Raw genomic sequence first — 17,311 nt, 5'->3', positions numbered from 1 at the left:
AGCGATTCAATGGCGATGGAAACACAAGACATTATTAAACGCTCCGCGACCAACCCGATCACCCCCGCGCCGCGCGCGCGGGACCATAAAGCGGAAGTCGCCAAGCTTATCGATGTCTCCTCCTGCGTGGGCTGTAAAGCCTGCCAGGTGGCCTGCTCCGAGTGGAATGACATCCGCGATGACGTGGGGCACTGCGTCGGGGTGTACGATAACCCGGCGGATCTTAGCGCCAAATCCTGGACGGTAATGCGCTTTAGCGAGACCGAACAGAACGGCAAGCTGGAGTGGCTTATCCGCAAGGATGGTTGTATGCACTGCGCAGAGCCGGGGTGTCTGAAGGCCTGCCCATCCGCCGGGGCGATTATTCAGTACGCCAATGGCATCGTCGATTTCCAGCAGGAAAACTGCATCGGCTGCGGCTACTGCATTGCTGGCTGTCCGTTTAACGTACCGCGTCTCAATAAAGAGGATAACCGGGTCTATAAATGCACCCTGTGCGTGGACCGGGTCAGCGTCGGTCAGGAACCGGCGTGCGTGAAAACCTGTCCTACCGGCGCGATCCACTTCGGCACGAAAAAAGAGATGCTTGAGGTGGCCGAGGAGCGGGTGGCTAAGCTGAAAAAACGCGGTTATGCCAGGGCCGGGATTTACAACCCGCAGGGCGTCGGCGGCACCCACGTGATGTACGTATTGCATCATGCCGACCAGCCTGAGCTGTATCACAAGCTGCCGAAGGAACCGCAGATCGATACCAGTATCAATCTGTGGAAGGGGGCGCTGAAGCCGCTGTCGGCGGTGGGCTTTATCGCCACCTTTGCCGGGCTTATCTATCACTACATCGGTATCGGGCCGAACAAGGAAGTTGACGACGACGAGGAGGAGCATGATGAGTAAATCGAAGATGATAGTGCGCACGACCTTTATCGATCGCGCCTGTCACTGGACGGTGGTTATCTGTTTCTTCCTCGTGGCGCTGTCGGGAATATCGTTTTTCTTCCCGACGCTGCAGTGGCTGACCGAAACCTTCGGTACCCCGCAGATGGGGCGTATTCTGCACCCCTTCTTTGGCGTGCTGATTTTTGTCGCCCTGATGTTTATGTTCGTTCGTTTTGTCCACCACAACATCCCGGATAAACAGGATATTCCGTGGCTGAAAGGCATTGTGGAGGTGCTGAAAGGCAACGAGCATAAGGTGGCGCGGGTCGGTAAATATAACGCCGGGCAGAAGATGATGTTCTGGACCATCATGAGCATGATTTTCGTGCTGCTGGTGACCGGGGTGATTATCTGGCGGCCCTGGTTTGCCCAATATTTCCCGATTCCGGTGATTCGCTATAGCCTGCTGATACACGCCACTTCGGCCATTATTCTGATCCACGCCATCCTTATCCATATGTATATGGCGTTCTGGGTGAAGGGGTCGATTAAGGGGATGATTGAAGGCAAAGTCAGCCGCCGCTGGGCGAAGAAACACCACCCGCGCTGGTATCGCGATGTCGAACGCCTTGAAGCGATGAAAGAGAGTCGCGAAGGGATGAAGTAAGCCTTCACGGCGCGAAACCCGCTCCGGAGATGTCGGAGCGGGTTCCCGGCAGTCAGCAGTTCGTGATAAGTGTATCGATTGAATCGATAACGCCCTGGCGCGCATGACTCAGATTGCAGACGAAATCCTGTGGCTGGATCCGTTTATTATTTAAGTTACTGATCATTGGCGTACAAAGTAAAAAGCTGTCAAATTCAATATTTATCCTTGGTACGACATGCTGATGCCAGCGTGGTAACTGTTGTGGTCGCATTAAAGGAATAATGACTCTCGTGGCCAAGTCTGCATAATAATCATTCTGCACAATCATATAATATGGCAGGGTTTTATTTGTCTGAGCAGAACAATTTCGATAAACATTGAATTGTTCAAGCATCATAGTACCCTGAAAAATTCATCATCAGTAAGAGTGCCTCCTTTTGCAATAAATTCATTCATTGCGGCAATGAATTCCTTGTGCTGTCTCTGTTTATCTGCTTCTCGTAAATCCTTACCTGGCTGTACTGACACCTTCTGGACGGGTACGTCAGTGGGTCTTTTACGTAGCGTATTACTTTTCATCATAGGCTCCTTGCGGTTGGTTCTGTGATTATTCACTTTACTCACTAAAAGATAAATGCCAGCAGTAATTTTAATGTTTATTTTGCGAGGCAGCTTCCAGAGGAAAGTAATCGCCTGAAATATTAATGGTTATAGTAATAAACCCGGCGCTGGTATTAACCAGCGCGGCGGGAAATAATCAGAACTTCTCCGGAATAAAGCGGAAGGGGAAATTGGTCTGTTTCATTTTACCAATTTTGCGCTTCGGCAGCGTGACATGCTCCACTGGCAAGGCTTCGTAGGGGATCTGCGACAGCAGGTGGGTGATGATATTCAGACGCACCCGCTTTTTATCCTCGGAGCGGGCGACGAACCACGGCGCCCAGGCGGTGTCGGTGGCGGCGAACATGGCGTCGCGGGCGGCGGTATATTCATCCCAGCGATTGAAAGACTTGATGTCCATCGGCGAGAGCTTCCAGATCTTGCGCCCGTCGTCGATGCGATCCCGCAGGCGCCGCTCCTGCTCCTGCGGGGAGACCTCCAGCCAGTACTTGAGCAGGATAATGCCCGACTCGACCATGCCGCGCTCCACCATCGGCGCGCCGTCGAGAAATTTCTGCACCTCCTCCGGGGTACAAAAGCCCATCACGCGTTCGACGCCGGCGCGGTTGTACCAGCTGCGATCGAAAATCACGATTTCCCCAGCCGCCGGGAGATGCTTGATATAGCGCTGAAAATAGAGCTGACTTTTCTCGCGTTCGGTGGGCGAGGGTAAGGCGACGACCCGGAAGATACGCGGGCTGACGCGCTCGGTGATCGCCTTAATGGTGCCGCCTTTGCCGGCGCCGTCCCGGCCTTCAAAGACGATGCACACCTTCAACCCTTTATGCACCACCCAGCGCTGCAGTTTCACCAGCTCCACGTGGAGCTTGCGCAACGCCTTCTCATACGCTTTATTGTCAAGCGGGGCGATCTTCACCGCCGCGTCGACCGGATTACCGCTTTTCTTATTACCCATCGCCATGCTCCGTGTTGCCGAGGTATCCCTTTGAAGTGTAATCCTTCACCGGCGAGGCGGTGGAAAATATTCCGCCCGGGACGGGTTAGCGGGCGCTCCCCGCGGCGATGACTTCCAGTCCCACCCGCTGCCCCCACGACAGCTCAAGGGTGTTACCGTCCGGGTCGGCAAAGAAAGCGAAATAGCCTACCGGATCGCCCAACTGCTCCGGTTCCCGACGCAAAACGCCTTCCCGCCGCGCCTGAGCGACTTTCTCATCGATCTCCGCCTGGGTGGCGCAGGCGACGCCGAGATGGCCGAACGGACCCAGCGGCGTGTCGGCAGGGTCATCACTTTGCACCAGCACCAGGGCGAAAGGTCGGGTGCGATCGCTGAGCCACGCCACTTTACGCGCCGAGGGGAGGTCGGGTTCGCGCTGGTGAATAACGGTCATCGCCGTATAGCGGGTATAAAAATCGATGCTGCTGGCCAGACAGCGGACGGTAAAGGCGACATGGGTAAAGCCGACATCAACATTTTGCATGGATGATTCTCCCGAGGTGAACGATGTCTCGACTTTACAACCTCAAGTTAACTTGAGATCAATCCGCGATGTATCCCTGCGTGCCCACCAATTTTTACAGGGGATTATCCACCGCCAGGCGCCTCTGCCGTCGGCAGGAAAGCCAACAGTGGCGCTGGCGAGCGCATGAACGAATCAGGCCGTTATATGGAGGATACTGCCGTCGGGCGTTTTTAGCTGGTGTGGCGAGGCGGGATGGTCAATAATGCCGGCCGTCTCTCAATACCCCTATAAGATGTATGAAAAAAACGATCTTTTCACTGGCGCTGGGCACTTTCGGACTCGGCATGGCGGAATTTGGCATTATGGGCGTGCTGCCGGACATGGCGCGCGATGTCGGGATTTCCATTCCCGCCGCCGGCAATATGATTGCCTGGTATGCCTTCGGCGTGGTGATCGGCGCACCGATCATGGCGTTGCTCTCCAGTCGGTTTTCGTTGAAATCGGTGATGCTGTTTCTCGCCGCCCTGTGCATTCTCGGCAATACCCTGTTTACCTTCTCCAGTAGCTACGCCATGCTGGCGCTAGGCCGGCTGGTTTCCGGGTTTCCCCACGGGGCGTTCTTTGGCGTCGGCGCGATTATCCTGTCGAAAATCGCGCCGCCAGGGAAGGTGACCGCCGCGGTGGCCGGGATGATTGGCGGCATGACGATCGCTAACCTGGTGGGCGTCCCCGGCGGCACCTGGCTTGGGCATCACTTTAGCTGGCGCTATACCTTCGCACTTATCGCGGTGTTTAACGTCGCGGTGTTTCTGGCCATCTGCTGCTGGGTGCCCACGCTGTATGACCGGGCCAGCACGCGGCTGCGCGAGCAGTTCCGTTTTCTGGCTTCCCCGGCGCCGTGGCTGATTTTTGCCGCCACCATGTTCGGTAACGCCGGGGTGTTCGCGTGGTTCAGCTATATCAAGCCCTTTATGCTCAACGTCTCCGGCTTTGCCGAAAGCCGGATGATGCTGATTATGATGCTGGCGGGGCTGGGTATGGTGGTTGGCAATCTGTTCAGCGGTAAAATTTCCGGGCGCTACAGTCCGCTGCGCATCGCGGCCATGACTGACGGGGCGATCGCCGTGACGCTGCTGCTGATCTTTGCCTTCGGGGAGCATAAAGTCGCTTCGCTGACGCTGGCGTTTTTCTGCTGTGCCGGGCTGTTTGCCCTGTCGGCGCCGCTGCAGATCCTGCTGCTGCAGAACGCCAAAGGCGGCGAGATGCTGGGGGCGGCAGGGGGGCAGATCGCCTTTAACCTCGGGAGCGCCATCGGCGCCTTCTGCGGCGGAATGATGATTGCCCAGGGGTTCGGCTGGAACAGCGTGGCGCTTCCCGCCGCCACGCTGTCGTTTCTGGCGATGAGCGCCTTGCTCATCTACGGTCGCCATCAGCGCCGACAGGCTTGCTAACGACGCTTACTCACGCCAGGGTTCGCCGAGCGTCAGCATCAGCCGGTTGGCCCAGGCGAAAAAGGCCGCTGACTGCAGCAGATCCAGCTGGGCCAGGGTATCTAAGCCCTGCTCATCAAGCGCAGCCAGATGGCTGGCTTTCAGCGCGGGCGGCGTCACCGACAGCGCGGCGGCGGCATCGATCTCCGCCTGCCAGCGCGGCGACTGCCCGCCGCGCAGATCGTCTCCCGGCGTCACCGCCAGCAGCGTGTCGACGGCGGTCTCGTCCTTCGCCAGCTGCGCCGCTTTGCGGGCATGTACCGAGGCGCAGTAAATACAGCCGTTGATTTTACTGGCCACCGTGGCGGCCAGTTCACGTTCGGCGCGCGGCAACCCCCCTGGGGTATAGAAAATGCCTTTATCAGTCAGCGTCCGCTGCTCCAGCACCGGCTGGTTGCGCGCCAGCAGGCGGAAGTAAGGCGAATCGCTATGGCCATATTTTGCCAGGATCGCCTGTTCTTCAGGGCTAAATTCCGCCAGCGGTTTATCCGCCAGCCAGGGTTCCCAATGCAGTTCATCACGGGTGAAACGCACCGGGGCCGCTTTGCCGCTTTGAGTTTGTGGGGTGGTGTGCCAGTACCCGGCCACCACCGGCGTGTCGGCGCTGACGATGGGCTGATGGTTGAGCGCCCGCAGGCCCAGCAGCAGGCGGCTCTGGAAGCTGACAAAGGCTACCAGCTGCGCCAGGGTGACGATGCCCCGCAGGCTCCAGCCTGCTTTTGTCAGAGCGTGCAGCGCGGCGGGGGTCGCTTCGACAGGAGTGAAGGTCAGCAGGCGGGCAAAGGCCAGCGCCGGAACCAGACGGTCCGTGGTCGGGTCGGCAAGGCCGAAGCCGGCATAGTGCGCCGCCAGCGCGTCCGCCTGGTGCAGTTTCGCCACCTTCGCGGCCACGGCGAAGCGTTCATCAAGAGGAAAGTCAGTATCCTGCTGGCTGAACAGCACTTCATAACTTCCCTGGGCGTGACGGGTGGCGGCGTCGCGGACTGCGCGCGCCTGATCGAGCGGGGAGCCGATGGCGATCTCCGCCAGTTCGGCCAGAATATCCTGACTCAGCGTCATGGTGACTCCTTATCTGATGTGGGGGGCAATATGCTGAGCGATCAGCTCAATGGAACGCAGCGTATCCCGGTGCGAAGGCTCCACCGAGTGCACCTGAAACGAAATATCGGTAGCGCGGGCCAGTACGCTGTCTTGCGCCAGGGAGGCGATAACATGCTCAGGATCGCCGACGTGGGCATCCAGCTGCTGCAGATAGTCAGTGACACTGTCACCTTCTATCCGATGACCCGCTTCCCGGTGCTGTGCCGCCTGTTTGCGCAGGCCGGGTTCGGCGATCTGCAGGGCGTGGGCGTGGCTGTCAGCGACAAAGGCGGTGCGCGAGGCGAGGATCCGCGGCGCAACGCCGTCCGGCAGCGCCGACAGATAGGCGTCGATGATCGGGTTCTGAATGGCGTCCAGCGGCAGGCGCGGCTCACCGGGCGGCCGGGGCTGCGTGCGGGACAGCATCAGCCCGTGTCCCGCCTGACCGGCACGGATGGCGCCCTCCACCGAGAAGGTGGCGATCCAGATTCGCGCCGCCAGCTGCGGCGCCGGCGGATAGAGATGGTTGTTCGGGTGGCTGAGGGTGTCGCCGCGCCAGGCGCTGTGGATCAGGTGCAGATGGTCGGCAAACACCGCTCCGCGCTGCTCGCTGGTCAGGCCGAAGGGCAGAAATGAGGTTGGCGTGCCGCCGGAGCCAAACCCCACCTCCAGACGCCCGTCGGTGAGTAAATCCAGCACCGCCGCGTCTTCGGCGACGCGCAGCGGATTTTCCATCGGCAAGGTGATAATGGCTGTACCGAGGCGAATGCGGTCAGTCTGCGCCGCGACGTGGGCGAGAAACACCAGCGGGGAAGGCAGGCCGCCTTCCTGTTCATGAAAATGGTGTTGGGCAATCCATGCGCTGTCGAAGCCGACGCGCTCCGCGTGGCGGATCTGTTCGGCCGCCAGCCGGTAGCGCGTTTGCGCAGAGCCCTGATCGAGCAGACGGGTAAAAAAGCCGAGGCGTTTAGGCATTATGCGTTCTCCGTATAGGGCTGCGCTAAGCGGGGGGAAACCTGGGGGATAGCGGCGATCAGCTCGCGGGTGTAGGCCTGCTGCGGGGCGGCGAACAGGCGGCCAACGTCGCCATGCTCCACCACCTGGCCGGCGCGCAGCACCGTGACGCTGTCGGCAATCCGCCTCACCGTCGCCAGATCGTGGGTAATGAACAGATAGCTCAGACCAAGCTGCTGCTGTAGCTGCTCTAGCAGGGCGAGGATCTGCGCCTGAACGGTGACGTCGAGTGCCGAGGTCGCTTCGTCAAGGACCAGGATCGCCGGCTCGAGGATCAGCGCCCGGGCAATCGCCACCCGCTGCCGCTGGCCGCCGGAAAGCTCCCGCGACGTCCGCGACAGCAGCTCCGGGGCCAGTGCCACCCGCGCGGCGACGCTCTCCACACGCTGGCGACGCGTCGCCGCGCTGAGGCGCTCAAAGTTTTTTAATGGCTCTTCGATAATCGCGAACAGCGTCTGGCGCGGGTCGAGCGAAGCGAAGGGGTTCTGATAGACGAACTGGATTTTGCGCCGCAGCTGACGCTGCGCCTCGCGGCTAAGATGCCCGGCGTCAATACCGTCGATGGTCACCTGTCCGGCGTCGGCGCGCTCGAAGCCCAGCAGGATCCTCGCCAGGGTGGTTTTTCCGGAGCCGGACTCGCCCACCAGCGCATGGGTGCTGCCGCGCCTGACCTCAAAGCTGACGCTGTCGAGCGCCTGCAGCGCCTGTTTGCCCAGCGAGAAGCGTTTGCTGATCCCGTCGACGCGAATGGCCGGCGTGGCCAGCGGACGAGGACGATCCGCCGTCAGCCTCAGCGGCGCGTCCTGCAGATCGCGGAGCAGCTGGCGGGTGTAAGGGTGCTGCGGACGCCGGACAATCGTCTCGGTGGCGCCTTGTTCCTGAATCTCGCCCTGGCGAAACACCATGATCCGGTCGGCGCGTTCGGCGGCCAGCGCCAGATCGTGGGTGACAAACAGCACGGCGGTTCCCGACTCGCGACGCAGGATATCGAGCAGGTCGAGAATGCGCTTCTGCACCGTGACGTCAAGGGCGCTGGTAGGCTCGTCGGCAATAATCAGATCCGGCTGCAGGGCAATGGCGATGGCGATCAGCACCCGCTGCTTCATCCCGCCCGACAGCTGATGCGGGTACTGGTCAAGACGCTGTTCCGGGTGGCTGAGCCCGACTTTAGCGAGCAGGTTGAGGACCTGCTGCCGGCGTTCGGCGGCGGAGAGGGATTGATGCAGTTGCAGAATCTCTTCCACCTGCTGACCAATGGTTTTTACTGGGTTAAGCGAATTGCCTGGGTCTTGCGGCACCAGGCTGATGCTCACTCCGCGCAGGCGGTTCAGGCGTTTTGCCGACCAGTCGCTAATCACTTCGCCATTGAGAATAATTCGCCCGGCGTCGCGGCGGGCATTATCCGCCAGCAGGCCGATAATCGCCTGCGCGGTTGTGGTTTTCCCCGAGCCGGATTCCCCAACGAAGGCCAGCATTTCGCCGCGCTGAATGGAAAAGCTGACGTTATGCACCACTTCGCGCCATTCGCCCCGCGAGCGGTAGCTGATGCGCAGATCTTCAACAGACAGAACGTTCATGGGCGTACTCCACTCCACTGGCGGCTAAGACGATTGGCGGCAAGGACCACCGCGACCACGGCGAGGCCGGGGAAGGTGGTCAGCCACCAGGCGGTCGACAGGTAATTACGACCTTCGGCGATCAGTAATCCCCACTCCGGGACCGGCGGCGGGGTGCCGTAGCCGAGGAAGCTGAGGGTGGCCAGAGCCAGCATCGCCTGACCAAACTGCAGCGTTGCGAAGGCGAGCACCGCGGTGAGCGAGTTGGGCAGGATATGACGCCAGAAGATGGCGAGAAAGGTGCCGCCGCTGCCCCGGGCCGCTTCGACGTAATCGCTGTGGCGCACGCGCACCACTTCCGCCCGCGCCAGGCGCGCGAAGCTGGCGATAGCCGCGACGCCGACCGCCACCGCCGCATTCACCGAGCCAAAACCCAGCAGAATGATCACCGTCAGCTGCAGCAGCAGCGAGGGGATGGCCAGCAGGACATCCACCAGGCGCATGAGGGTGGATTCCACGCGTCCGGCCAGTGCCCCCGGCGAGGGTGCCAAGGGCGGTGCCGACCACCAGGCCGATGGCGACGGCGATTAGCGCCGCCGACAGAGAATGTACCGCGCCGTAAACCACCCGCGTCCACAGGTCGCGGCCCAACTGGTCGGTGCCCAGCCAGTAGTGCGCCTGCGGCGCCAGGCGCTGAGCGCCGGGGATCCCTTCCAGTGGGTTAGCGGAGGTAAACCACTGTGGGGCAAGGGTCATTAACAGGGCGGTGATCATCACCGCCCACGCCAGCCACAGGCCTGGCTGCAGACGCACTCTGCGCCACTCCGGGCGGCGGCGAACCGCGATGGCATAGTCGACCAGGCTCATTTCACACCTCCGGTCTGTAATTGGAGTCGGGGATCCAGCCGCGGCATGACCAGGTCGACCAGCAGGTTGATCAGGACGAAACCGAGGGCGGAGATCATCACCACCGCCTGCAGCACAGCAATATCCTGGTTATTGACCGCCTGCTGGGTCAGCTGCCCGAGGCCGCTGCGGCCGAAGACGGTCTCGGTGATCAGCGCCCCGGCAATCAGCTCGCCCAGCAGCAGCCCGGCTATGTTCAGCGCAGGCAGCAGGGCGTTACCCATCACATGGCGCCAGAGGACGCCGGTTTCGCTCATTCCCTTGGCGCGGGCGACCGCGACGAAGGGCTGAACCGCCACCTGATCCATGCTGCGCATCAGGATCTGCGCCAGCGGGGCGGAGATGGGCAGCGCGACGGCGATAACCGGTAAAATCAGCCCTTCCAGCGGACCGGGGTTGATCACCGGGATCCAGCGCAACTGAAACGAAAAGAGCTGGATCAGGGCGATACCCAGCCAGAAGGTGGGCAGCGAGATAAACAGCACCGGCAACGACTGCAGGAGGTTGCTCAGCCAGCGCAGCCCCGGCAGACGCGAGGCGAAGGCGAGGGTGAACGCCAGGATCACGGCCAGCAGGAAGGCCGGCAGGGCGAGGCTTAAGGTATCCGGCAGGTTGCTGGCAATCAGGCTACTGACCGCCAGACCCGCCTGCAGGGAATAGCCAAAGTCGCCGTGCAGCATTGCCAGCAGCGTGTGCAGGTACTGGCGCCACAGCGGGCTGTCGGCGCCGTAGGCCAGCCGCATGTCGGCGATTTGCGCCGGGCTCAGACCGAGGTCCGGGTTCTGAAACTTGATCAGCACCGCATCCCCTGGCAGCACCTGCAGCAGGAAAAAGGTGAGGGTAAAGGCCGCCCACAGGACCAGCAGCCCCTGACCGAACCGTCGCAGAAGATAAGCGCTCATATCCGGCCTCTTAATGTTTATCCAGCCAGGCGCTGTAGAACGACGGACGACCGACGGCCTCGAAGCTGACGCCTTTCACCCACGGCGCGCCGGCGAACACCTGCGGCTCTTCGAAAATCGGGATCACATAGGCGTTTTCGATCAGATAGCGCTGGGCATCGCCGGTTAACTGCAGACGCTGCTGTGGCTCCACCGCCGCGGAGATGCCGGTCAGCAGATCGTTCAGCTTATCATCGCGGAAGTGCTGTACTTTATCGCTGGAGCCGCCTTTCTGCAGCAGCGCGTCGCGGTTGTTGGGGAAAAACATGCTTTTTACCACATCCGGATCGGCGCGGCCCACTTCCGAAACGGTGAGCGGCGTTTTCTGCGGGTCGAGGTTGTCAAGCGTACGGCTGCCGGCATCCCCGGCTTTGACCGTTAACGCGACTCCCACCTGGCGCCATTGCTGGGCGATCAGCTGCAGCACCTCTTTATTCTGCGGCTGCGGGAGCGACTCATAGACCGTCAGCGCCAGCCGCTGCCCGTCTTTGCTGCGAATCCCGTCGGCGGCCGCTTTCCAGCCGGCCTCATCCAGCAACTGCCGGGCTTTGGCCTGGTCGAAGGTCAGTTTATCGCTCAGATTGACATAGCCGGCGGCAGAGCTGGCCAGCACGGAGGTGGCTTGCGGGTAGTTAGCGGAGAACAGCGTCTCCACCACCTGTTTGGCGTTGGTGGCATGGAGCAGGGCCTGGCGCACCCGCAGGTCGGCGACCAGAGGGTTATCCGGGCGGAAGCTCAGGCTGTCGTTGACCCCGCGGGTAGGGGCGGCGTAGACCTTAAATCCCTGATCGGTCGCCTGCTTTTCATCGTAGGCCTGCACCTGGCGAATAAAGCCCGCCTGGCCGGCCAGCAGCGCGCCGATGCGCACGCTGTCTTCCGGGGTCACAATATAGGTGATGCCGTCGAGGTTGGCGGGCCCCTGCTGGGCGATGTTTTTCGGCCCCCACTGATAATCCTTGCGCGCCACCAGCGTCAGCTCGCGGCCCGGTTTTTCATCCTGCACCACAAAGGGACCGGAGCCGATGATATGCCGGGCATCGCCCAGCTCCTCAAAATTGCGCTGCAGGGTGCTGAGGGACACCAGACCGGAGCCGATGGTGGCGGTCCCTTGCAGAAAGCCCGGCGACGGTTTGTTGAAGTAAAATTTCACCGTCAGCGGGTCGATCACTTCGCTGCGCTGGTAGTTATTGATCACCTCCGAGACAGGCAGGCGGTGGGCTTTATCGCCCAGCCCATAGGTGTCGAAGTTTTTGGCGACGGCGGCGGCATCCAGCGGCGTACCGTCCGAGAAGGTGACCCCTTTGCGCAGGTGGAAAGTGTACTCGGTTTTATCGGCATTACTGGTCCAGCTCTCGGCGATCCACGGCTCAATCTCCAGCGTTTTCGGGTTCTGCCAGGTCAGCTTGTCGGTGATCTGATTGAGAATGCCGCCGTTTGGATAAAAGCCGCCGGCGGGTGGATAGAGATTGGTGTGCGGTTGCTGCTCCAGATAAATTAAGGTACCGCCTTTAACCGGCGTGTCGGCGGCCCAGACGGAAAAGGCGCCGGAAAGAAACAGCGCGGCCAGCGCGGGCAGGCGAAAATGACGATGCATGGTGAATTCCTTTGTTATCTATTGTCTTGCCATCATCGGGCGCGGCTAAAAACAAAGGAACCAAGGAATTGCGCTAAGCATTTGCGGAAATTGCATTTACTTTTCGCGGCGGGAAGCGAGGGGAAGCGCCTCTCCCGGGCGGGAGAGGCGCTGGCGATTAGCTACGCAGATCGATAACCATACGGCCGCGGATCTGACCCTGCTCCATCTCTTTAAAAATGGCGTTGATATCTTCCAGCGGGCGCAGGGTGACTTTCGGCACCACTTTGCCTTCGGCGGCGAACTGGAAGGCTTCCACCAGATCCTGACGGGTACCGACCAGCGAGCCGACCACTTCGATGCCGTCGAGCACCAGACGTGGAATATCGAGGCTCATTGCTTCCGGCGGCAGGCCTACCGCCACCACGCGGCCGCCGGCGCGAACGGCATCCACCGCCGAGTTAAAGGCCGCTTTAGCAACCGCGGTCACCACGGCAGCATGCGCGCCGCCGGTTTTTTCCTGAATCACTTTCGCCGCATCTTCATTGCGCGAGTTGATGGTCAGATCGGCGCCCATCGAGGCCGCCAGCTCCAGCTGGCCGTCGTTGACGTCGATGGCGATCACTTTGGCGTTAAAGACATTCTTGGCATACTGCAGCGCCAGGTTGCCCAGGCCGCCGAGGCCGTAGATAGCGATCCACTGGCCCGGTTTGATGTGGGAGACCTTAACGGCTTTGTAGGTGGTGACCCCGGCGCAGGTGATGCTGCTGGCGGCGGCGGAGTCGAGGCCGTCCGGGACTTTAACCGCGTAGTTGGCGGTGACGATGCACTCTTCCGCCATGCCGCCGTCGACGGTATAACCGGCGTTTTTCACCGAGCGGCACAGCGTCTCGTTGCCGCTGTTACAGTATTCGCAGTGGCCGCAGCCTTCGAAGAACCACGCCACGCTGGCGCGATCGCCCGGCTTCAGGGAGGTGACGCCAGGGCCGACTTTTTGTACTACCCCGATCCCTTCATGACCAAGAATAACGCCGGTTTTATCGCCAAAATCGCCGTTTTTCACGTGCAGGTCAGTATGACACACGCCGCAGCATTCCATTTTCAACAGCGCTTCGCCGTATTCCAGCGGGCGCAGCGTTTTTTCCGTAACGTTAACCTGATGGTCGTGGGTAACAACAGCTGCCTTCATGCCTGTCTCCTTGTGAGGGGAATGATTAATTTTATTAATGCAATACTACCTAATAAGGATTAGACGCTATGGGGAAAAAAACAAGGCGCTTTAGTACAGGATGTGGTTTTTTGCTACAACGATAGCACAAAATTCAGACAATACCTCTAATTTTGGTAGGTAATAATAGCGTCACTGAATGGTCATGTTTTCTTCATCACTCAACACTATTGTTTTGCGCATCAATTTCTTATAACAACAGAGTGATACAACAATGCATCTGGTCAAAACGCTCCTCACTGCCGGTCTGCTTTTTTCCGCCGCCGCACAGGCTCACAATGTGCTGGAATTCCCGCAGCCGGAAAACAATCCCGAAGAGTTTTACGCGGTTACCGAGATCCCGGCTGGCGGGATCATTAAGTATGAAACCGACGCCAAAACAGGATTTATCATCGCCGACCGCTTTCAGTCGATGCCGGTGGCTTACCCGGCAAACTACGGTTCATTAACCCAGTCGCTGGCCGGGGATGGCGACCCGCTGGACGTGGTGTTTTACACCCGCGCGCCAATGGCCCCGGGCACGCTGATTAAGCTGCGGCCGATCGGCGTCCTTAAGATGGTAGACGGCGGTGAGAAAGACGACAAAATCATCGCCGTGCCGGCCAGCAAAATTGATCCCACCTATGACGACATCAAGACCATCGCCGATTTGCCGAAAATCGAGCAGCAGCGGCTGGAGGCCTTCTTCCGGGTCTATAAAGAACTGCCGGAGGGGCGGAAAAAGGTCGAGCTGGCCGGGTTTAATGATGCCGCCGCCGCGAAGCAGGAGATCAAATCGGCCTGGGAAGCCTGGAAGGGGAAGAACCCGCAATAATATTCATCGCGGGCGCAGTCCGGCGCCCGCAGCATTCCATCATCCGATACGCTACCCAGCCGTACTGGAGGGTTTATCCTCTTGACGCGTCCTGCAATAGATGGTTGTATAATACAACTATATCTTGATCTGGACGCATCGCTATGGCTGACACCTCCTTAATCCAACAGATCCGTACCGCCTCACGGTTAATGGTGCGCGAGCTGGGTTTTATGAACACCACGCTGGCCGCCACCCACTATTCGCCGTCGGCGGTGCATACCCTGCTCGAAGTGTCGGTGAGAGGGGCGATGACCGCCGCCCAGCTGGTGACTTTGCTGGGCCTGGAAAAATCGAGCGTCAGCCGGATGGTTGCCCGTCTGCTGGCGGCCGGGGAGCTGGAGGAACGTCCCTGCGCGGAGGATGCGCGGTCTAAATCGCTGGCGCTTACCGCCAAGGGGCACGATACGGTGGCGATGATCAACGCGTGGGCTACCCGCCGGGTGGTGGAGGCGTTAGGCCATCTGGATGAGCCGCAGCAGCGGACCGTCGCCAGCGGACTGGCGGCCTATGCTCAGGCGCTGGCGCAGTGTCGGGATACTGCGCTGGCGGATACGACCCCGCAGATTTCGCTGGTGACCGGCTATCAGCCGGGGATGATCGGCCGGATAGCCCAGATGCACGGGGAGTATTACGCCCGGCACCATGACTTCGGCGCTTTTTTTGAAGGCAAGGTCGCCAGCGGCGTGGCGGAATTTGCCACCCGGCTTTCCTCGCCGGCCAACCAGATCTGGCTGGCGATGCGCGAGGGGAAGATTGTCGGTTCGGTGGCGATCGATGGCGAGGATCTCGGCCAGCAGCAGGCGCATCTACGCTGGTTCATTCTCGATGACAGCTGTCGGGGAACCGGCATTGGCAGGCGGCTCCTCAGTGAGGCGATGGCTTTCTGCGATAGTCGTCAGTTCAGCGCCGTTCAGCTGTGGACGTTTAAAGGTCTGGATGCGGCCCGCAAACTGTATGAGTCCTTTGGCTTCACGTTAACCTGCGAATGGCAGGGGGAACAGTGGGGAAAGGTGATGACTGAGCAGCAGTTTACCCGGCCAGGCAACGCCGGCTAAGGGCGGGGTGCCTTAGCCGGCGGGGGGGCGAAGATTACCCCAGTTGATTAAGCAGCCGGGCGATCTCCTCTCGCCACTGCGCCTGCAGCGCAGGCTTTTGATGTTTCGGCTTACGGGCCATGTCGTCCGCCAGCCATTGCTCCAGAGCGATCAGGCGCGCCAGCAGCGCCTCTTCATCATCAGCCGCGAGTGACGGCTCCTGAGGTGAGTAGGCCACCGTCGGGGTGGAGGGCTGCGCCTGCAGACGGGTATAAACCTCTTCCAGACTGTGCCACTCCGTTAGCCCGGCGCGGTCGATCAGCCAGAAGCGGTTACAGCTTTCGCTAATAAGCTGGCGGTCATGACTAACCAGCAGCACGCCGCCGGGGTAGTCGCGGAGCGTCTGCGCCAGCGCCGCTTTGCCCTCCATATCAAGATGGTTGGTGGGTTCATCCAGCAACAGCAGGCTGTAGCGCGCCAGCGACAGGCCGACGAACAGCAACCGCGACCGCTCACCGCCGCTGAGGGTGTTGACCTTCTGACCATGCCTCGCCCAGCCAAATCCAGCGGCGATCAGCGCCCGTTTCCGGGTGTCCGCCGACGGGGCGAACGGCGTCAGGGCGTCAAGCAGGCTGGCATCGTCCGGCAACTGCGCCAGCGTCTGGTCGTAATACCCGGGGTGAAGCCGGGGGTGCAGACGCAGCCCCGGAAGAGGCGATGCGTCGTTCATCTGCTGCCACAGCAGGCGCAGCAAGGACGATTTACCGCCGCCGTTGCGCCCCATGATGGCCACGCGATCTCCGCTGCGCAGTCGCGCCACGCCGGTGGTAAACAGGGCCGGCAGTCCCGGCGCGGGGGCCACCGACAGCCTGTCCATCTCCAGCAGGCGGTTCGCCGGCAGAGCGTCCCCTTGCAACACCAGGCGCCACGGCGGGCCGACGCTGAGCTCAGTCTGCTCGTCTTTCAGGCGGGCGACCTGCTTCTCCATCTGTTTGGCTTTGCGGGCGAGATCTTCGTTGTCATACACCCGACCCCAGGTGGCCAGCCGCCGGGCGCTGGTGCTGACCCGGTCGATCTCTTTTTGCTCGGCCTTATGACGTAATGCGGCGCTTTCATCCTGCTCCTGCAGTGCCTGACGGGCAGCGCTGCAGGGTAAGGCGAAGCTGTGCAGCGTCTGGTCGCGAAGGATCCAACTGGTATTAGTTACAGCATCCAGTAAGGTGTTGTCATGTGACACCAGCACGAAGCTCCCCTGCCAGGTTTGCAGGAAGCTTTCCAGCCACAACAGGGTGGGCAGATCGAGATGGTTGCCGGGCTCATCCAGCAGCAGCAGGTCAGGCTGGCGGATCAGCGCCCGGGCCAGCAGCAGGCGCGTGTGCTGCCCGCCGCTTAGGGTGCTGGTTTGCTGCGCCATCACCGCCGGCGTGAAGCCCATCTGCGCCAGCAGGCGTTCGGCCAGCCAGCGCTGTGCTTCCCGGGCGTCGGCGGGTAACGGGGCCAGCACCGCCTGCAGCAGTGACTGCGAACGCAGCGCCTCCGGCAGATGCTGTTCAACGCGGGCCATCAGACACTGACCGGCGAGCGAGACGCTGCCCGAGGTGGGCGCGAGGGTGCCGTCCAGCACCTGCAGCAGGGTGCTTTTGCCGCAACCGTTATGGCCAATGAGACCGATACGGTCGCCTTTCTTCAGGGTGAAGGAGAGGGTGTTAAACAGCGGCCCAAAAGCCGTCTCCACGTGGAGCGCATGGGCAGTTAGTAATGTACTCATAGTCAACTTACTCAAGAGTTACAGGCATGCGAATGCCTCGTCAAAACTCGCTGACGATAACCCGGTAAGCCGGAGAGAAGGGATTCTGTGAAGGGTCTTCGCTCAAGCCAAAGTTATCGCAGCACGATACCGATAACGCTTGAGCTGGCGCCATTGCCTAAGGCATGTGAAACAATAAACATTTCACAATACAGCATGGGGGGCCTCCTTTTATATTCAGTAAGTGAATGGGTGATGGCAGTGTAGTGGGGAAAGGAAA

The 17,311-nt window shown here is 60.6% G+C and carries 16 protein-coding genes and 1 pseudogene; 5 read left to right on the top strand and 12 right to left on the bottom strand.

The genetic code is table 11. From position 1 onward, the window contains the following. The first annotated feature begins 9 nt into the window (after nucleotides 1–9). Nucleotides 10–894, top strand: a complete 885-nt coding sequence (fdxH, locus tag ACQUTP_RS02535; protein ID WP_057215499.1) for a formate dehydrogenase subunit beta — start codon at nucleotides 10–12, stop codon at nucleotides 892–894. After that, on the top strand, nucleotides 887–1,543 hold the full coding sequence (gene fdnI, locus ACQUTP_RS02530) for a formate dehydrogenase-N subunit gamma (RefSeq protein ID WP_004202678.1): 657 nt from the start codon (nucleotides 887–889) through the stop codon (nucleotides 1,541–1,543). Before fdxH ends, fdnI begins: the two co-directional genes overlap by 8 nt. Before the next feature lie 52 nt (nucleotides 1,544–1,595). On the opposite strand, the gene ACQUTP_RS02525 is transcribed toward fdnI, so the two are convergent. The 4 genes from ACQUTP_RS02525 to ACQUTP_RS02510 all read right to left on the bottom strand — a co-directional run bounded on the left by ACQUTP_RS02525 (nucleotide 1,596) and on the right by ACQUTP_RS02510 (nucleotide 3,624). Then, nucleotides 1,596–1,922: a CcdB family protein gene (locus ACQUTP_RS02525; protein ID WP_004202676.1), complete on the bottom strand. Its 327-nt coding sequence runs from the start codon at nucleotides 1,920–1,922 to the stop codon at nucleotides 1,596–1,598. Next, nucleotides 1,919–2,104 carry a hypothetical protein gene (locus ACQUTP_RS02520; protein WP_004202675.1) on the bottom strand — a complete coding sequence of 62 codons (186 nt, stop codon included), beginning with the start codon at nucleotides 2,102–2,104 and terminating at the stop codon, nucleotides 1,919–1,921. Before ACQUTP_RS02520 ends, ACQUTP_RS02525 begins: the two co-directional genes overlap by 4 nt. A gap of 178 nt (nucleotides 2,105–2,282) precedes the next feature. Further along, nucleotides 2,283–3,101 carry a polyphosphate kinase 2 gene (gene ppk2, locus ACQUTP_RS02515; RefSeq protein ID WP_004202673.1) on the bottom strand — a complete coding sequence of 273 codons (819 nt, stop codon included), beginning with the start codon at nucleotides 3,099–3,101 and terminating at the stop codon, nucleotides 2,283–2,285. Nucleotides 3,102–3,186: 85 nt separating this feature from the next. Continuing rightward, nucleotides 3,187–3,624 (bottom strand): VOC family protein, encoded by a 438-nt coding sequence (locus ACQUTP_RS02510; protein WP_004202671.1) that lies wholly within the window; start codon nucleotides 3,622–3,624, stop codon nucleotides 3,187–3,189. 278 nt (nucleotides 3,625–3,902) lie between these two features. Between ACQUTP_RS02510 and araJ the strand changes: the two genes are divergently transcribed. Continuing rightward, nucleotides 3,903–5,057: an MFS transporter AraJ gene (gene araJ / locus ACQUTP_RS02505; RefSeq protein WP_053810337.1), complete on the top strand. Its 1,155-nt coding sequence runs from the start codon at nucleotides 3,903–3,905 to the stop codon at nucleotides 5,055–5,057. Between the two features lie 6 nt (nucleotides 5,058–5,063). Here the strand turns inward: araJ and ACQUTP_RS02500 are convergent, their stop codons facing one another. From ACQUTP_RS02500 to adhP, 7 genes and pseudogenes are all read right to left on the bottom strand, one after another. Next, complete coding sequence (locus ACQUTP_RS02500; protein WP_049003865.1) at nucleotides 5,064–6,155, bottom strand: alkylhydroperoxidase domain protein; 1,092 nt, start codon at nucleotides 6,153–6,155, stop codon at nucleotides 5,064–5,066. A gap of 9 nt (nucleotides 6,156–6,164) precedes the next feature. Next, nucleotides 6,165–7,151 (bottom strand): putative FMN-dependent luciferase-like monooxygenase, encoded by a 987-nt coding sequence (locus ACQUTP_RS02495; protein WP_285755929.1) that lies wholly within the window; start codon nucleotides 7,149–7,151, stop codon nucleotides 6,165–6,167. Continuing rightward, complete coding sequence (locus ACQUTP_RS02490; protein ID WP_285755930.1) at nucleotides 7,151–8,767, bottom strand: dipeptide ABC transporter ATP-binding protein; 1,617 nt, start codon at nucleotides 8,765–8,767, stop codon at nucleotides 7,151–7,153. The genes ACQUTP_RS02495 and ACQUTP_RS02490 overlap by 1 nt, the downstream gene beginning before the upstream one ends. Beyond that, a pseudogene (locus tag ACQUTP_RS02485) lies at nucleotides 8,764–9,613 on the bottom strand (ABC transporter permease). Before ACQUTP_RS02485 ends, ACQUTP_RS02490 begins: the two are co-directional and overlap by 4 nt. Further along, nucleotides 9,610–10,554, bottom strand: a complete 945-nt coding sequence (locus ACQUTP_RS02480; protein ID WP_004202661.1) for an ABC transporter permease — start codon at nucleotides 10,552–10,554, stop codon at nucleotides 9,610–9,612. The pseudogene ACQUTP_RS02485 and the gene ACQUTP_RS02480 overlap by 4 nt, the downstream one beginning before the upstream one ends. Before the next feature lie 10 nt (nucleotides 10,555–10,564). Then, a complete protein-coding gene (locus ACQUTP_RS02475; protein WP_004202659.1) occupies nucleotides 10,565–12,187 on the bottom strand; it encodes a TIGR04028 family ABC transporter substrate-binding protein in 1,623 nt (540 codons plus the stop codon). 157 nt (nucleotides 12,188–12,344) lie between these two features. Further along, the gene (gene adhP, locus ACQUTP_RS02470; protein ID WP_004202657.1) at nucleotides 12,345–13,355 is read right to left on the bottom strand and encodes an alcohol dehydrogenase AdhP; all 1,011 of its coding nucleotides are present in this window, start codon (nucleotides 13,353–13,355) and stop codon (nucleotides 12,345–12,347) included. A gap of 253 nt (nucleotides 13,356–13,608) precedes the next feature. Between adhP and ACQUTP_RS02465 the strand changes: the two genes are divergently transcribed. Continuing rightward, on the top strand, nucleotides 13,609–14,208 hold the full coding sequence (locus ACQUTP_RS02465; protein WP_004202655.1) for an inorganic diphosphatase: 600 nt from the start codon (nucleotides 13,609–13,611) through the stop codon (nucleotides 14,206–14,208). A gap of 143 nt (nucleotides 14,209–14,351) precedes the next feature. Beyond that, the gene (locus tag ACQUTP_RS02460; protein ID WP_080846755.1) at nucleotides 14,352–15,305 is read left to right on the top strand and encodes a bifunctional helix-turn-helix transcriptional regulator/GNAT family N-acetyltransferase; all 954 of its coding nucleotides are present in this window, start codon (nucleotides 14,352–14,354) and stop codon (nucleotides 15,303–15,305) included. Nucleotides 15,306–15,339: 34 nt separating this feature from the next. Here the strand turns inward: ACQUTP_RS02460 and ACQUTP_RS02455 are convergent, their stop codons facing one another. Beyond that, a complete protein-coding gene (locus ACQUTP_RS02455; RefSeq protein WP_428902342.1) occupies nucleotides 15,340–17,052 on the bottom strand; it encodes an ABC-F family ATP-binding cassette domain-containing protein in 1,713 nt (570 codons plus the stop codon). Between the last annotated feature and the right edge of the window lie 259 nt (nucleotides 17,053–17,311).

Origin of the sequence: Klebsiella sp. 2-CIP_Kleb., from assembly GCF_050378715.1 — a bacterium.
GTDB classification, from domain to species: domain Bacteria; phylum Pseudomonadota; class Gammaproteobacteria; order Enterobacterales; family Enterobacteriaceae; genus Klebsiella; species Klebsiella quasipneumoniae.
This window is presented reverse-complemented; position numbering and strand designations above follow the sequence as displayed.

Excerpts from the sequence above, each read along its gene's own strand:
- ACQUTP_RS02480 (WP_004202661.1), bottom strand. The coding sequence starts at position 10,554 with ATGAGCGCTTATCTTCTGCGACGGTTCGGTCAGGGGCTGCTGGTCCTG.
- ACQUTP_RS02525 (WP_004202676.1), bottom strand. The coding sequence starts at position 1,922 with ATGATGCTTGAACAATTCAATGTTTATCGAAATTGTTCTGCTCAGACA.
- adhP (WP_004202657.1), bottom strand. The coding sequence starts at position 13,355 with ATGAAGGCAGCTGTTGTTACCCACGACCATCAGGTTAACGTTACGGAA.
- araJ (WP_053810337.1), top strand. The coding sequence starts at position 3,903 with ATGAAAAAAACGATCTTTTCACTGGCGCTGGGCACTTTCGGACTCGGC.
- ACQUTP_RS02490 (WP_285755930.1), bottom strand. The coding sequence starts at position 8,767 with ATGAACGTTCTGTCTGTTGAAGATCTGCGCATCAGCTACCGCTCGCGG.
- ACQUTP_RS02500 (WP_049003865.1), bottom strand. The coding sequence starts at position 6,155 with ATGACGCTGAGTCAGGATATTCTGGCCGAACTGGCGGAGATCGCCATC.
- fdnI (WP_004202678.1), top strand. The coding sequence starts at position 887 with ATGAGTAAATCGAAGATGATAGTGCGCACGACCTTTATCGATCGCGCC.
- ACQUTP_RS02475 (WP_004202659.1), bottom strand. The coding sequence starts at position 12,187 with ATGCATCGTCATTTTCGCCTGCCCGCGCTGGCCGCGCTGTTTCTTTCC.
- ACQUTP_RS02495 (WP_285755929.1), bottom strand. The coding sequence starts at position 7,151 with ATGCCTAAACGCCTCGGCTTTTTTACCCGTCTGCTCGATCAGGGCTCT.
- ACQUTP_RS02455 (WP_428902342.1), bottom strand. The coding sequence starts at position 17,052 with ATGAGTACATTACTAACTGCCCATGCGCTCCACGTGGAGACGGCTTTT.
- ACQUTP_RS02510 (WP_004202671.1), bottom strand. The coding sequence starts at position 3,624 with ATGCAAAATGTTGATGTCGGCTTTACCCATGTCGCCTTTACCGTCCGC.
- ACQUTP_RS02460 (WP_080846755.1), top strand. The coding sequence starts at position 14,352 with ATGGCTGACACCTCCTTAATCCAACAGATCCGTACCGCCTCACGGTTA.
- ACQUTP_RS02520 (WP_004202675.1), bottom strand. The coding sequence starts at position 2,104 with ATGAAAAGTAATACGCTACGTAAAAGACCCACTGACGTACCCGTCCAG.
- ppk2 (WP_004202673.1), bottom strand. The coding sequence starts at position 3,101 with ATGGGTAATAAGAAAAGCGGTAATCCGGTCGACGCGGCGGTGAAGATC.
- ACQUTP_RS02465 (WP_004202655.1), top strand. The coding sequence starts at position 13,609 with ATGCATCTGGTCAAAACGCTCCTCACTGCCGGTCTGCTTTTTTCCGCC.
- fdxH (WP_057215499.1), top strand. The coding sequence starts at position 10 with ATGGCGATGGAAACACAAGACATTATTAAACGCTCCGCGACCAACCCG.